Here is a 13,949-nt window from a genome sequence, read left to right as displayed (position 1 = left end):
CCCAACCTGAACTCATGCCCTCTCCATTCCATTTGTCTCGTCTGCCGGCCCTCAGGCCGCGCTGTGCAATGGCCCGCCAGCCACTTCGGCCAGCAGGCGCTCGAGATCGATATCGGTGTTGCGATGCTCGCCGACGATCGTCTGCTCTGACATCACCAGGATGCGATCGGCCGTCTCCAGGGCTTCGTCGAGTTCGGTGACGAATAGCAGCGTGGCGCGGCCGTTGGCGCTGGCCCGCAGCTTGGCGGCGATATCGCGCCTGGCCGAAATGTCGACGCCCTGAAACGGCTCGTCGAGGATGAAAAGCCTTGCCGCCTGCGACATCCAGCGGGCGACCATCACCTTCTGCTGATTGCCGCCCGAAAGCGACGCCATCTCGTCCTTCTCCGAGCGGCAGACGATGCCGAGTTCCTGGATCTGCTGGCGGGCAGTGGCGCGTTCGATGCGGCGCTTGAGAACCCCGAGACGCGACATGCGCCTGTGGAACGGCAGACTGATATTTTCCTGGATATTGAAGTCGCCGACGATGCCGTTTTCGCCCCGGTCCTTGGCTACGAGAAACACGCCAGCGGCAATCGCTTCGCCGGTCGACCCCGGAGCATAGGGTTTCCCGTTCAGCACCATGGTCCCGGACAGCGGCTTGCGCAAACCGAATAGCGTCTCGGCAAGCGCGGTCTTGCCGACGCCGACGAGGCCGGTGATGGCAACGACCTCGCCACCGCCGAGCGTCAGCGAGATCGGCCTGGCGCCTTCAGCAATCCGCAGACCGTCGGCGGCAAAAATTGCCTTTGCCGAATTCCTGGCGACGATCCGCTCGAGCTGGATCTTGCGGCCGAGCATGGCGTTGACCGCACCTTCATAATCCAGCGGCTTCTTGTCGAAGATGCCTGAGATGACCCCATCGCGCATCGAAATGATGCGATCGGCAAGCCGCCTGATGTCAGACATACGGTGCGAAATGTAGAGAATGGCCACGCCTTGCTGGCGAAGCCTGTCGAGCAACGCGAACAGCCGGTCGGCTTCGGCACTGGACAGCGAGGAGGTCGGCTCGTCGAGGATCAGCACTTTCGGCTGGTGCGCCATGGCGCGGGCGATCGCCACCATCTGGCGGTCGGCCAGCGAGAGATCGCTGACCCGGGCTTTGAGGTCGATGACCAGCCCCATGCGGTCGGCAACCGCCTTTGCCTCACGGCGCACCCGGCCCGGATTGAACAGCGTCGGCACGCCGCCGCCGCTCAGCCTGTCGAGGGTGAGATTGGTGGCGACGTCGAGGTCGGCGACGACACCGTCATTGATGTTCTGGTGGACGGTGACGACACCAGCGCGGATCGCCTCCGCCGGCGTCTTCGGGGCGAAGTCCCGGGGCGCAAGGTCGTGATCGGCGAGGCGCATCGAACCGCCGCCATGGTCGTAGACGCCGCTGATGATCTTGACGAGGGTGGATTTGCCGGCGCCGTTGGCGCCCATCAGCACGGTCACTTCGCCGGCATGCAATTCGAGCGAGACGCCGCCAAGCACCTCGATATGGCCGAAGGATTTCCTCAGGCCGTCGACACGGAACACGGCATCATTGCCCATTCGTTCCTCCCTGACGGTGACGCTATGGGCTGTATCGGCAATTGTCAACACGATTGACAATTGCCAAAGGGCTTCCTAGCTTGGCCCGGCCGCGATGACTCCGCTATCATCGGAGCACACAAGCGGGAGGTGAGGATGACTGGGAAATCGCCGTTCGAAGCACTGTCGGTCTCGACCCTGGCGGCCCGTCTCGGCGCCAACGAAGCCCTGTGTTCGCAGATCGGCAAGGATACGAGCCAATGGAAGGTTCGTGAAGTCGGCGACGGCAATCTGAACCTGGTGTTCACTGTCGAGGGTGCCACGGGTGCGGCGGTCGTCAAGCAGGCCCTGCCCTATGTCCGGCTGGTCGGCGACAGCTGGCCGCTGCCGTTGAAGCGCTCCTTCTTCGAATATCACGCGCTGACGCGGCAACAGGCGCGGGCGCCGGGTTCGGTGCCTGATATCTATCACTTCGACGAAGGCCAGGCGCTGATCATCATGGAGTATCTGTCGCCGCACATCATCCTGCGGCGGGCGCTGATCGAGGGTCGGCAACTGCCGAATATCGCGAAAGACATCGGCCTGTTCATGGCCCGCACGCTGTTTCGCGGCTCCGACCTCAGCATGGCGGCCAAGGACCGCAAGGCCGATCTGGCGCTGTTTTCCGACAATGTCGAGCTCTGCGACATTACCGAGAACCTGGTTTTCTCGGATCCGTATTTCGATGCCAAAATGAACCGGCATACCAGCCCGCAGCTCGATGGCATCGTCGCCGAATTGCGCGCCGACCGTGATCTCAAGGTCGAGGCGCAGCGCATGAAGCACATCTTCGCGGCCAATGCCGAGACGCTGCTGCATGGCGACCTGCATTCCGGCTCGATCATGGTCACCGACTCGGAAACGCGGATGATCGACCCCGAATTCGCCTTCTACGGCCCGATCGCCTTCGATGTCGGCATGCTGCTCGCCAATTTCTGGATGGCGTTCTTCTCGCAGCGCGGCCATGAACAGGACGGAAGCCGCGATGCCATGCGCGCCTATCTGCTCGACGTCACGACAGAGACATGGTCGGTGTTCCGCAGCGAGTTCTCGCATCTGTGGCGAACCGAGCGCACCGGCATGCTCTACCAGAAGAGCCTGTTCGAGGATCAGGGCGACAGGCTCGGCGCCGAGCAGGCGCTCGACCACATGCTGCATGCTATCTGGACCGATCTGCTGGGCTTCGCCGGCGTCGAGGTGCACCGGCGCATCCTCGGGCTTGCCCACAATGCCGATTTCGAGACCATTGCCGATCAGGATCTGCGCGCCAGATGTGAGGCAAAGGCGCTGAAATTCGGCCGTCACATCGCCGTCAACCGGCGCCAGATCCACAGCATCGACGAGGTCAACCGGTTGGCCGCGCTGATCGAACGGGAGAGCAGAATTTGAACGTCGGCGAGCGCCACTACCGCACCATCTGGCCGAGTGACGACGGGCGTTCGGTGGAGATCATCGACCAGCGCTGGCTGCCGCATGATTTCCGTATTGAAAAGATCGATACCGTTGCCGGGATCGCCACGGCAATCCGCGACATGTGGGTGCGTGGGGCGCCGCTGATCGGCGTCACCGCCGCCTATGGGGTCGCCATGCAGATGGCCGACGACCCCTCGGATGCGGCGCTCGACGCCGTCTGGGCAACCCTGCACGAAACGCGCCCGACCGCGATCAATTTGCGCTGGGCGCTGAACGAAATGCAGCGCTTCCTGCTGGCGCTTCCCCTGGCAGAACGTGCCGCGGCCGCATATCGGCGTGCCGGCGAGATCGCCGACGAGGATGTCGGCCTCAACCGCGCCATCGGCGCCAATGGGCTCGAAATCATCAAGGCGATCGCGGCGCGCAAGCAGCCGGGCGAGCCGGTCAATATCCTGACCCACTGCAACGCCGGCTGGCTGGCCACCGTCGACTACGGCACCGCCACCGCGCCGATCTATCTGGCGACGGAAGCCGGCATACCAGTCCACGTCTATGTCGACGAAACGCGACCCCGCAACCAGGGTGCCCAATTGACCGCATGGGAGATGGCCGGCCACGGCGTGCCGCATACGCTGATCGTCGACAATGCCGGCGGCCATCTGATGCAGCGCGGTCAGGTCGACATGGTCATCGTCGGCACCGACAGGACCACCGCCGACGGCGATGTCTGCAACAAGATCGGCACCTATCTCAAGGCGCTTGCCGCCGCCGACAACGACGTGCCGTTCTACGTCGCGCTGCCGTCGCCGACGATCGACTGGACGGTGGGCGACGGCCTAGCGGAAATCCCGATCGAACAGCGCTCGCCCGACGAGGTCTCGCTGGTCTGGGGCAAGACCGCTTCCGGCGAGATCGCCCAGGTCCGCGTGTCGCCGGAAGCGACGCCGGCGGCCAACCCGGCCTTCGACGTGACGCCGGCGCGGCTGGTCACCGGCTTGATCACCGAACGCGGCGTCGCCACGGCCTCGCGCGAAGGCCTGAAGGCGATGTTTCCCGAGCGCGGATAGGCCGCTTTCGACGTGTCAGGAGGCGCGCTGGGTTTACCTGATCTCACGACTTCTTGAACACGGCGCGGTTAAAAACGCACGTTGCCTGTCCCACATGGAGAGCCGTATGCGTAGGGCGGGGCAGCGCACAACGCTCAAGCCGGGGCTGGCCACGGCTCCGCGAGTGAACCGGCGGGATACCGCGATGTCATTCAGACCGTTGCTTGGTGACGGACGGGTTCGGAGCCAGGAGGAGAAGTCGGAGCCCCAGCAAACCGCGTCATGGGTCGGCTCCTCGATCGTTTTCGACAATCGGCGGTGGGCGTGCCGGGAGGCGGAACTCCGCTGGACAGCCCCTCATCATCTGATCGTGCTGACCGAAGAAGGCGGAACGTCCCATACATCGATCCGGCACGAGGCAAGATCCCTGTACGACGGAATGGACCGTCCCGGAGCCCTCACCTTCGTCCCCGCAGGCGCGGAGCGGCAGGGCTTCTATCGCGATGTAAACCTCTCCTACTCAGCCTTGTGGATCGATCCCGATATCGGGCTTCCTGAATGCGAACGCCTGAGAGACCTGCCGATCCTGGTAAACAAGAAAGACGCAGTCGTCGCCACCCTCTTGAGTTCGCTTCGCGACGAGATGGCACTCGGTCACAAGCCGGACACCGCCTATGTCGAGCATCTGGTCGCCCTCGTCAGCCTCCGCGTGGCCACCCTGAACCGGGAGCAACGCCCGTCTCTACGTCACGGCTGTCTCAGCCGTCGGGTGCTTGGTCGAGTCCGGGAGTACATCGATGCACATATGAATTCCGACATTTCGCTAAGCGAGCTGGCAGCCGTCGCGGACATGGCCGTCGACAGTTTTGCGCGCCGCTTCAAAGCGACGACCGGCCTTGCACCCTATGCCTATGTGATCGAGGAACGCGTGCGGCGAGCGGAGATGCTGCTGCGCGAAACGGGTTTGTCGATCGGTACCATTGCCTTTCGCCTCGGCTTTTCAAGCCAGAGCCACTTTACCACGACCTTCCGGCGTCTCAGGGGCATGACGCCTCGGGCCTATCGGGTGAATTCTTCTCCGGAATTCTGACATTGCCGCCGGTTTCTTGAAAGAAAGCCGCCGCACACACACCCACCTCCAGTGTCGATGAGTGACAGAACCCGAGGGTTCGCTATCGGGTCAAGTTGCCGTTTTGCGTTCTTGTCATTGCGACTGGGAGATCACGCATGGCCAAAACAGACAACAGGAGCGGGCCGACGCGTCGAACGGTGTTGGAGGGCGGCGTGGCGACCGGCGTGCTCCTGGCTACCGGTATACGGGTTGACGCCGAGCCGGCCGACACCGTCACGGCAGCCGCATCGCCCACGCCGGTACCGACGATGCCGATGTCCCTGCGGATCAACGCGAAGGATCTTGCCGTCGAACTCGACCCGCGGACGACGCTGCTCGACGCCCTGCGCAACCATCTCGGCCTCACCGGCTCGAAGAAAGGCTGCGACCACGGTCAGTGCGGCGCATGCACGGTGCTCGTCGATGGGCGCCGGATCAATTCTTGCCTGACGCTTGCCGCAATGCATGAAGGCGACGAGATCACCACGGTCGAGGGCCTTGCGGAGGGTGATCGGCTGCATCCGGTCCAGGCCGCCTTCGTCGCCCGCGATGGTTTCCAGTGCGGCTATTGCACGCCGGGCCAGATCTGCTCCGCGGTCGGTATGCTGGGTGAGGCCAGGGCTGGCTGGCCGAGCCATGCGAGTGCCAACGTGGCAGCGGCTTCCGTCGCTCTCACCGACGCCGAGATCCGCGAGCGGATGAGCGGCAACATCTGCCGTTGTGCCGCTTATCCGAACATTGTCGCTGCAATCCGCGACGCGGCGGAGGAGGCGTGAGCAATGCAATCCTTCACTTATGAACGTGCGGCAAGTGCCGAGCAGGCAGCCGCCGCGGTTGCGGCCCGGCCGGACGCCAAGTTCATCAGCGGCGGCACCAACCTACTCGACCTGATGAAGCTCGAGATCGAGCGCCCAGCGCATCTCGTCGATATCAGCCGGCTGCCGCTTGATCGGATCGAGGAGACAGTGGAAGGCGGGCTTCGGGTCGGCGCCCAGGTCCGCAACAGCGATCTCGCCGCCGATCCGCGGGTGAGGTCACGCTACCCGATGCTCACGCAAGCGCTGCTGGCGGGAGCGTCCGGCCAGATACGCAACAAGGCCTCGACCAGCGGCAATCTCTTGCAGCGCACGCGCTGCCCCTACTTTTACGACCGCAATATGCCTTGCAACAAGCGCCAGCCGGGTTCGGGCTGCGCGGCGCTTCATGGCTTCAATCGCATGCATGCCGTACTCGGCGCGAGCGAAACCTGCATCGCTGTGCATCCCTCCGATATGGCGGTCGCCATGTCCGGGCTCGACGCCAGGATCGAGACCATCTCGCCCGGCGGCGAGACCCGCACGATCCCGATCGGCGATTTCCATCGATTGCCCGAGGCGATGCCACATGTCGAGACCGTGCTCGGCCACGGCGAGATGATCACCGCGGTGTCCCTGCCGCCCCCGCCACCCGGCCGGCAGGTTTACCGAAAAGTGCGCGACCGTGCTTCCTACGCCTTCGCGCTGGTGTCGGTGGCAGCAATCGTCGAGAAAAGCGGCGATCGTATCCGAAGCGCTCGGATCGCCATGGGCGGCGTGGCAGCGAAGCCATGGCGCGCGACGGAGGCGGAGCGCGCGCTCGCAGGAGCGGCGGCGTCCGACGGCGCCTTTACCGACGCCGCCGAAGCCGCGCTCGCCGGAGCCGTCGGGCATGGCGGCAATGATTTCAAGATCCCGCTGGCGAAACGGACGATGCGGCACACGCTCGCTGCTGCCGTCGAGAGTGCGTGAGGTGACACCATGACAGAGACGAAGACCAGCGAGAACCATCCTTCCGAAACGCGCAATGGCTTAATCGGGCGCCCAATCGACCGCATCGATGGTCCGCTCAAGGTGACCGGCGATGCTACCTACGCTTACGAGAATGCGCTGGAGGGTACAGCCTATGGCTATATTCTCGGCGCCGCCGTCGCCAAAGGGCGCATCGCAGAGATCGATACGGCCGAAGCCGAACGGGCGCCGGCAGTGCTGCTCGTCATGACGCACCGGAATGCGCCGGCCCAGCCGGATTTCGGCCCAGCGGTCACGCCCACGGTGCCTGAGGTCTTCACACGCGCCCGCCCCGCGCTCAACAGCGAGCGGGTGCGGTATTACGACGAGCCCGTCGCGCTGGTCGTTGCGGAGACGTTCGAGGCGGCACGCGCTGCGGCGGGCCTCATTAGAATACGCTACGACGAGGAGCCGGGCCTCTACGATTTGCCGGCGCATGTGGCCGACGCCTACGCACCAAAGCGGACCAATGCCGGCTTCGAGACCGACAGCGTGGTCGGCGACTTCGAGAGCGTCTTTGCGGCGGCTCCGGTCAAGATCGATGCCACTTACCGGACCCCCTTCGAACATCACAATCCGATGGAGCCGCATGCGACGCTCGCCGCCTGGTCAGGCAACGAACTGACGATCCGTACATCGGCGCAGACTCTCGCGAACTTCCGGGCGGGGGTCGCCAGCACGCTTCGCATCTCGCCCGAGCGCGTGCGCATCGTGAGCCCCTTCATCGGCGGAGGCTTCGGCTCCAAGCTGATTGCCCATGCCGATACGATCCTGGCCGCGCTTGCAGCGCAGATCCTGCAGCGGCCCGTGAAGATCGCGCTGACGCGGCAACAGATGTTCGCCAATGCCGGTCATCGCGCAGAGATGATCCAACAGGTACGTCTCGGCGCGGACACCGGCGGGCGGCTCACCGGGATCGCGCACGATGTCTGGTCCGCAACGTCCAGCTTCGAGGAGTACTGCGAGCAAACGGCAGTTTTTGCCCGCTCGCTCTATGCGGCGCCGAACCGTGTCACCCGTCATCGCCTGGTTCCGCTGGATATCAACCGCGGCGAATGGATGCGCTCGCCCGGCGAAGCGCCCGGCATGCTGGCGTTCGAATGCGCCATGGATGAGCTCGCAGAGCGGCTCGGCCTGGACCCGATCGAACTCAGGATCCGCAACGAACCGGCACAGGATCCCGAGCGCGGAGTGCCGTTCTCCACCCGCAATCTTGTCGCCTGCATGGAGGAAGGCGCCCGCCGTTTCGGTTGGGAGCGGAGAAACCCGACACCGGCCCGAACCCGAGAGGGCCGGAAGCTCATCGGCTACGGCATGGCGGCGGCGATCCGTCCGAACTATATCGGCGCGGCGACGGCGCGGGTTGCGATCGACCGGGGCGGTCGGGTGACGGCGCGGCTCGACATGACCGATATTGGGACCGGCACTTATACGATCCTGACCCAGATCGCCGCGGAGAGCCTCGGCGTGCCGATCTCGTCCGTCAAGGTGGAACTCGGCGACAGCCGTTTCCCGCGTACCGCCGGCTCCGGCGGTTCCTGGGGCGCGGCGAGCGCGGGTTCGGCACTGCATAACGCCTGCAACGCCCTTAAGGAACGGATCCTGGAGACGGCGCGGTCGAGCGAAGCCTCGCCGTTACGTGGCGTGAACGCCACCGAGGCAAGCTTTGCCGACAGCGAGGTCAGGGCCGGCCAGCGGTCGGCAAGCCTGGCCGATCTCATCCGAAGGATCGCTCCCGACGGGTTCGAGGCCGAAGGTTCCGTGGCTGCGGGCGCCACCACCGAGTCATACAAGACTTATTCGCAGCATTCCTACGGAGCGCATTTCGTCGAGGTCGCTGTCGATTGCGATACCGGTGAGATCCGCATGCGCCGGATGCTGCTGTGATGGGCGCGGGCCGTATCCTCAACGCCAAGACCGCGCGCTCGCAAATCATCGGCGGCATGACGTGGGGGATCGGGGCGGCGCTGATGGAGCAGACGGTGCTCGACCCGCGCTACGGCCATTTCGTCAATCACGATCTTGCCGAGTATCATGTACCGGTCAATGGCGACGTCCCCGACATGGAGGTCGTCTTCCTCGAGGAGCATGACGACAAGGCCAATCCACTTGGCGCGAAGGGTCTCGGCGAGCTCGGCGTCTGCGGTGCGGGGGCTGCTGTCGCCAACGCCATTTACAACGCGACCGGCGTGCGAGTGCGTGAATTTCCAATCACCTTGGACAAGGTGCTGCCTGCCTTGCCCGTGATCGCCATTTGACGCTGGAGTTGCCCGCTCCTTCCTTGCCCTCAAGGGTGATCAGGTCGGAACGGATCGCTATTCCTGTGCCATCCGGAACGACGTCGGTGGTTGACAGCGCTATCCGGCCCTTCCATACAAACGCGGTCAATGTTCTCAGGGCGGGGTGAAAGTCCCCACCGGCGGTAAGGGTCTCGGCCTAAGCCCGCGAGCGCTTTCCGGTTAGCCGGAGGGGTCAGCAGATCCGGTGCGATTCCGGAGCCGACGGTCACAGTCCGGATGGAAGAGAACGAACGGAAAACGGTCCGCTTTCGCGGTTCGGATTCTCGTATCGTGCGTCCTGATTCTGGTTCGAAACGGAAGGATGGACCCATGAATCAGCATTCCCAGAAAGACTATGAGACGATCCGCGTTGCCGTCATTCGCGCGCGCTGGCACGCCGATATCGTTGACCAATGCGTTGAAGCGTTCGGGGCGGAGCTGGCGGTTCTCGGGGAGAAACGCTTTGCCGTCGATGTCTTCGATGTGCCGGGCGCCTATGAGATTCCCCTGCATGCAAAGACGCTTGCCGAGACCGGTCGGTATGCAGCGATCCTCGGCGCGGCATTTGTCGTCAACGGCGGCATCTACCGGCATGAATTCGTGGCGAGCGCGGTCATCGACGGCATGATGAACGTGCAACTGTCCACCGGCGTACCGGTGCTTTCGGCGGTGCTCACGCCGCACAACTACCATGACGGCGCGGACCATCACCGCTTCTTCTTCGAGCACTTCAAGATCAAGGGCAAAGAGGCAGCCAGAGCCTGCGTACAACTGTTGGCGGCACGCGAACACATAGCGGCGTGAAATCTCCACCGCCGGATGGAAATCCCGGTAAGGCGCTGTAGTATCTCACGAAAACCAGGGAGGATGCCGGTGCAAACCAAGAAGATCATCAATGACGGCAACCGCACTGTCGACGAGATGCTGGAGGGCATTCTGGCCGCGCATCCCCGCCACCTCAAAAGCGCGGACGGAAGCCCCCGGTCCATCATCGCCCGCGACGGACCGCGCCCCGGCAAGGTGGGTCTCGTCATCGGCGGCGGCTCGGGACACGAGCCGACCTTCCTCGGCTTCGTCGGCAGGGGGCTGGCCGACGCCGCCGCGATCGGCAATGTCTTCGCCTCGCCGCCGCCGGATCCGATCCTCGAATGCGCCAAGGCGGCCAGCGGCGGTGCTGGCGTGCTGTTCATGTACGGCAACTATGCCGGCGACGTGATGAATTTCGACATGGCCGCCGAAATGGCGGCAATGGACGACATCGACGTGCGCACCGTGCTGACCACCGACGACGTCGCCTCGGCGCCACGCGACCAGAGGCAGAAGCGACGCGGCGTCGCCGGCAATTTCTTCATCTTCAAGGCCGCCGGTGCGGCCTGTGACCGGATGTTCTCCTTCGACGAGTGCGAACGCATCGCCCGAAAGACCAACGACCACACCTTCACCATGGGCGTGGCGCTGTCGCCCTGCTCGCTACCGCAGACCCGGCGGCCGAATTTCGAGATCGGCCCGGACGAGATGGAGATCGGCATGGGCATCCACGGCGAGCCCGGCACCGCGCGTGGAAAGTTGAAAACGGCCGACGAGATCACCGACGAAATGCTGGACAAGGTCCTCGACGAGATGGCGCCGGCGCGCGGCGATAAGGTCGCCGTTCTGGTCAATTCGCTCGGCTCAACGCCGCTGATGGAGCTCTACATCATGAACCGACGCGTCAAGCAGAGGCTGGATGACGTCGGTATTTCCGTCCATGCGACCTGGGTCGGCAATTATTGCACCTCGCTCGAAATGGCCGGCGCCTCGGTGACGCTGATGCATCTCGACGGTGAATTGCAGGCGATGCTCGACCATCCCTGTGACTGCGCCATGTTCCGCGCCGGCTGAGAGAGCATCATGACGTCCACCGATACGGCCAAATTGAAAAGAATGTTCGATGCGATCGCCGCGGCGATCGACGCCGACAAGGACAGGCTCTGCCGGCTCGACGGCGTCATCGGCGACGCCGATCACGGCATCGCCATGGCGCTCGGCTTCGGTGCTGTGCGCGATGCGCTGGCCTCGCTCGACCTCGCGACGACCGAGCCTACAACGTTGCTCAACACCGCGGCGAAGTCCTTCCTCAACGCCGTCGGCGCCTCGTCAGGCCCGCTCTATGCGACGGCCTTCATACGCGGTGCCGCTGCCGTCAAAGGTAGGGCAATTCTGGAGGAGGCTGACGTCATCGTCATGCTCCGGGCGATGGCACAAGGCATCCAGGATCGCGGCAAGGCCGAGCTCGGCGAAAAGACCATGGTCGACGCCTGGCTGCCGGCAGCGCAGGCAGCGGTTGTCGCGCAGGAAGCCGGCAAGAGCCTGTCCGAGAGCCTGGAAGCGGCACTTGCCGCGGCCGAACGGGGCGCCGAGGCGACCAAGGACATGATAGCCACCAAGGGCCGCTCTTCGCGCCTCGGCGAGCGGTCGCTCGGGCATATGGATCCCGGCGCTGCATCGGCCGTGACTGTGATCGGCGCTATGCGGAAAAGTCTGGTTTAGCTCAGCTTCGCCGCGTCGAGCCTGTCGATGGCCTGGACATTACCGGCCGACGGTCCCTTCTCATCGAATTCCGATGCGAGCCATGCATCGACGATCGACTTGGCCAGTTCCGGGCCGATGACGCGGGCGCCCATGGTGATGATCTGGGCGTTGTTGGATTTTGCAGCGCGCTCCGCCGAATAAGTGTCGTGGGTCAGTGCGGCGCGAATGCCGGGGACCTTGTTGGCGGATATGGATACGCCGATGCCGGTGCCGCAAAACAGGATGCCGCGATCGTTCTCGCCGTCGATTATGGTCTGGGCGAGCTTCTGCGACAGGTCGGCATAGTAGCCCGCCTGGCTGAGATCGCTGACCGTGAGGCCGGGCTTGGTGGCGAGGTGAGCGGCAATGACGTCGAGCAGCGGCTTGCCGGCGCTATCGGCTCCAATGGCTATTTTCATGTTCGGTTTCCTTTTCCTGTTCGATGGTTCAGATCGCCGCTGAGGCGCGTTTGAGGATGTCGATATAGCCTTCCGCCTGCCAGGCGGAACGGCCGATGAACAAGCCGTCGATATGAGACTGTCCGATCAGTTCGGCGGCATTTTGGGGATTGACGCTGCCGCCATAGAGCACCGGCGGCACGGCCGGCAGCAGGTCGCGGGCGATTTTCTTGATCAGCGCCTGCTGTCTGCCGGCATAGTCCGAGCTTGCCGGAACGCCCTGGTCCCCGATCGCCCAGACCGGCTCATAGGCAAACAGGATCGTCGCCGCCTTCGCCGCGCCTTCGAGAAATTGCAGCGCGCCGTGCACCTGCAAGGCCAGCGCCGCATCGGCCTGGCCGCTGTCGCGTTGCGCCAGGGTCTCGCCGACGCAGATCAGCGGCACCATGCCGTGCTTCACCGCCGCCGCGGTCTTCAGCCCGACAGCCCTGTCGGTCTCGCCGAAATGCTCGCGCCGTTCGCTGTGGCCGAGCTCGACCATGTCGAGGCCACAGTCCTTCAGCATTACCGGCGAGATCTCGCCGGTCCAGGCGCCGGCGTCGGCCCAGTGCATGTTCTGGGCGCCGACCTTGATGCGTGTCTGCGACAGCGCCTTCTTGACCTCGCGGACCGCCGTGAATGGCGGGACGACGAAGGGCTGGATGCGCTCGTCGAAACCGGGGACGAACTCCGCCAATGCCTTGGTGAAAGCCATCGCCTCGGCGAGCGTCTTGTTCATTTTCCAGCTGGTGCCGACCCAGTAAACCATGCCTACTCTCCTACTCTGCGACCACTGTCAGCGATACGCCGGCGCCATCCAGCGCCGCGCGCATCTGCGGCTGCGGCTCGCGGCCAGTAAAGACGGTGTCGAAGGCCTTGAGATCGGTCAGGAAATGCAAGGCGGTGCGGCCGAACTTGCCGTGATCGACCAGCAGATATTTGCGCGCCGCAGCGGCCATCATCAGCCGTTTGGTCTGGACCACTTCCTGATCCTGATGAAATGCGGAAGCGCCGTGAATGGCCGATGACGACAGGAAAGCGACATCGGCGCGCAATGATTTCAGCGTGTCTTCAGCGAGCAGGCCGAAGAAGCCGTGAAACTTCTTGCTGTATTGGCCGCCGAGTGCAATCAGGTTGATGCCGGCAACGCCCGCCAGCTCCTGGATGACGGCCAGATTGTTCGAGATCACCGTCAGCGGACGCAGATCGGCAAGGTGCCGCGCAACGCCGCCCGCGGTCGAGCCGTCGTCGATGATCACCGTCTGGCCCGGTTCGATCATCGTCACGGCGGCGGCGGCGATGCGCTGTTTCTCGTCGCCAGCCAGTCTCTGGCGGTAGCGGAAATCGCTCTCGAAAAGGCTGCTCGGCTGGATCGAGGCGCCGCCGCGTACCTTGCGCAGGAAACCGCTTTCCTCGAGCTCGTCGAGGTCACGGTGGACGGTCATCTTCGACACGCCGAAGCGCGATGCAAGATCGTCGACACTGGCGGTGCCGGTGTCCATCAGAAAATCCATGATGCCTTGCCGGCGGCCGTCGCTCTTCGTTTCCGCGGCTTCTCGTGCAACCCGAACGCACGTTCCAAGATATAACAGGAAACGTCGCATAGCCACCAAATTTTTTGTGATAATGTTATGTCTCTATGGGATATCATGACGCTTCTGGTCGCGTGCTGTAACAAGAATTGCTGCCGGCCGAGCGTCCAGCGGTTGCGG

At 64.0% G+C, this 13,949-nt stretch carries 12 protein-coding genes, 1 pseudogene and 1 riboswitch; of the genes and pseudogenes, 9 read left to right on the top strand and 4 right to left on the bottom strand.

Going from position 1 to position 13,949, the window contains the following annotated elements; all coding sequences use genetic code 11:
• Nucleotides 1-51: 51 nt before the first annotated feature.
• On the bottom strand, nt 52-1,578 hold the full coding sequence (locus tag NKI85_RS07635) for a sugar ABC transporter ATP-binding protein (protein ID WP_352529475.1): 1,527 nt from the start codon (nt 1,576-1,578) through the stop codon (nt 52-54).
• 135 nt (nt 1,579-1,713) lie between these two features.
• Here NKI85_RS07635 and mtnK point away from each other — a divergent pair, with 135 nt between their 5' ends.
• The 9 genes and pseudogenes from mtnK (at nt 1,714) to dhaL (ending at nt 11,779) form a co-directional block, all read left to right on the top strand.
• Nucleotides 1,714-2,985, top strand: a complete 1,272-nt coding sequence (gene mtnK / locus NKI85_RS07630) for an S-methyl-5-thioribose kinase (protein ID WP_352529473.1) — start codon at nt 1,714-1,716, stop codon at nt 2,983-2,985.
• A complete protein-coding gene (gene mtnA, locus NKI85_RS07625) occupies nt 2,982-4,076 on the top strand; it encodes an S-methyl-5-thioribose-1-phosphate isomerase (RefSeq protein ID WP_352529471.1) in 1,095 nt (364 codons plus the stop codon). The genes mtnK and mtnA overlap by 4 nt, the downstream gene beginning before the upstream one ends.
• 184 nt (nt 4,077-4,260) lie before the next feature.
• Entirely contained in the window at nt 4,261-5,145 is an 885-nt protein-coding gene (locus NKI85_RS07620) for a helix-turn-helix domain-containing protein (protein ID WP_352529497.1), read from the top strand.
• Between the two features lie 137 nt (nt 5,146-5,282).
• Nucleotides 5,283-5,942 (top strand): 2Fe-2S iron-sulfur cluster-binding protein, encoded by a 660-nt coding sequence (locus NKI85_RS07615; RefSeq protein WP_352529469.1) that lies wholly within the window; start codon nt 5,283-5,285, stop codon nt 5,940-5,942.
• Between the two features lie 3 nt (nt 5,943-5,945).
• Nucleotides 5,946-6,932 carry an FAD binding domain-containing protein gene (locus NKI85_RS07610; RefSeq protein ID WP_352529467.1) on the top strand — a complete coding sequence of 329 codons (987 nt, stop codon included), beginning with the start codon at nt 5,946-5,948 and terminating at the stop codon, nt 6,930-6,932.
• 9 nt (nt 6,933-6,941) lie between these two features.
• Nucleotides 6,942-9,229 (top strand): annotated as a pseudogene (locus NKI85_RS07605) (molybdopterin cofactor-binding domain-containing protein).
• Between the two features lie 127 nt (nt 9,230-9,356).
• Nucleotides 9,357-9,503, top strand: a riboswitch (FMN riboswitch).
• Between the two features lie 77 nt (nt 9,504-9,580).
• Nucleotides 9,581-10,054, top strand: coding sequence for a 6,7-dimethyl-8-ribityllumazine synthase (locus NKI85_RS07600; protein ID WP_352529495.1), 474 nt, complete (start codon nt 9,581-9,583; stop codon nt 10,052-10,054).
• Nucleotides 10,055-10,123: 69 nt separating this feature from the next.
• On the top strand, nt 10,124-11,131 hold the full coding sequence (locus NKI85_RS07595) for a dihydroxyacetone kinase subunit DhaK (RefSeq protein ID WP_352776485.1): 1,008 nt from the start codon (nt 10,124-10,126) through the stop codon (nt 11,129-11,131).
• Between the two features lie 9 nt (nt 11,132-11,140).
• Nucleotides 11,141-11,779, top strand: coding sequence for a dihydroxyacetone kinase subunit DhaL (gene dhaL / locus NKI85_RS07590; RefSeq protein ID WP_352529463.1), 639 nt, complete (start codon nt 11,141-11,143; stop codon nt 11,777-11,779).
• On the opposite strand, the gene derI is transcribed toward dhaL, so the two are convergent.
• Genes derI through NKI85_RS07575 form a run of 3 tightly spaced genes read right to left on the bottom strand, consistent with a single transcriptional unit; the run spans nt 11,776 to nt 13,841 of the window.
• Nucleotides 11,776-12,219: a D-erythrulose-4-phosphate isomerase gene (gene derI, locus NKI85_RS07585; protein ID WP_352529461.1), complete on the bottom strand. Its 444-nt coding sequence runs from the start codon at nt 12,217-12,219 to the stop codon at nt 11,776-11,778. The genes dhaL and derI overlap by 4 nt on opposite strands.
• Before the next feature lie 28 nt (nt 12,220-12,247).
• Nucleotides 12,248-13,006, bottom strand: coding sequence for a triose-phosphate isomerase (locus NKI85_RS07580; RefSeq protein WP_352529459.1), 759 nt, complete (start codon nt 13,004-13,006; stop codon nt 12,248-12,250).
• Between the two features lie 10 nt (nt 13,007-13,016).
• Entirely contained in the window at nt 13,017-13,841 is an 825-nt protein-coding gene (locus tag NKI85_RS07575; RefSeq protein ID WP_502900642.1) for a DeoR/GlpR family DNA-binding transcription regulator, read from the bottom strand.
• Nucleotides 13,842-13,949 lie beyond the last annotated feature (108 nt).

This window comes from Mesorhizobium sp. M0571, from assembly GCF_040320985.1.
Taxonomy (GTDB): domain Bacteria; phylum Pseudomonadota; class Alphaproteobacteria; order Rhizobiales; family Rhizobiaceae; genus Mesorhizobium.
Note: the sequence above shows the minus strand (reverse complement) of the source record. Positions and strands in the feature narration are given on the sequence as shown.

Coding starts and splice junctions, on each gene's coding strand:
- NKI85_RS07610 (WP_352529467.1), top strand. CDS start 5,946: ATGCAATCCTTCACTTATGAACGTGCGGCAAGTGCCGAGCAGGCAGCC.
- derI (WP_352529461.1), bottom strand. CDS start 12,219: ATGAAAATAGCCATTGGAGCCGATAGCGCCGGCAAGCCGCTGCTCGAC.
- dhaL (WP_352529463.1), top strand. CDS start 11,141: ATGACGTCCACCGATACGGCCAAATTGAAAAGAATGTTCGATGCGATC.
- mtnK (WP_352529473.1), top strand. CDS start 1,714: ATGACTGGGAAATCGCCGTTCGAAGCACTGTCGGTCTCGACCCTGGCG.
- NKI85_RS07635 (WP_352529475.1), bottom strand. CDS start 1,578: ATGGGCAATGATGCCGTGTTCCGTGTCGACGGCCTGAGGAAATCCTTC.
- NKI85_RS07580 (WP_352529459.1), bottom strand. CDS start 13,006: ATGGTTTACTGGGTCGGCACCAGCTGGAAAATGAACAAGACGCTCGCC.
- NKI85_RS07600 (WP_352529495.1), top strand. CDS start 9,581: ATGAATCAGCATTCCCAGAAAGACTATGAGACGATCCGCGTTGCCGTC.
- NKI85_RS07620 (WP_352529497.1), top strand. CDS start 4,261: ATGTCATTCAGACCGTTGCTTGGTGACGGACGGGTTCGGAGCCAGGAG.
- NKI85_RS07615 (WP_352529469.1), top strand. CDS start 5,283: ATGGCCAAAACAGACAACAGGAGCGGGCCGACGCGTCGAACGGTGTTG.
- NKI85_RS07575 (WP_502900642.1), bottom strand. CDS start 13,841: ATGCGACGTTTCCTGTTATATCTTGGAACGTGCGTTCGGGTTGCACGA.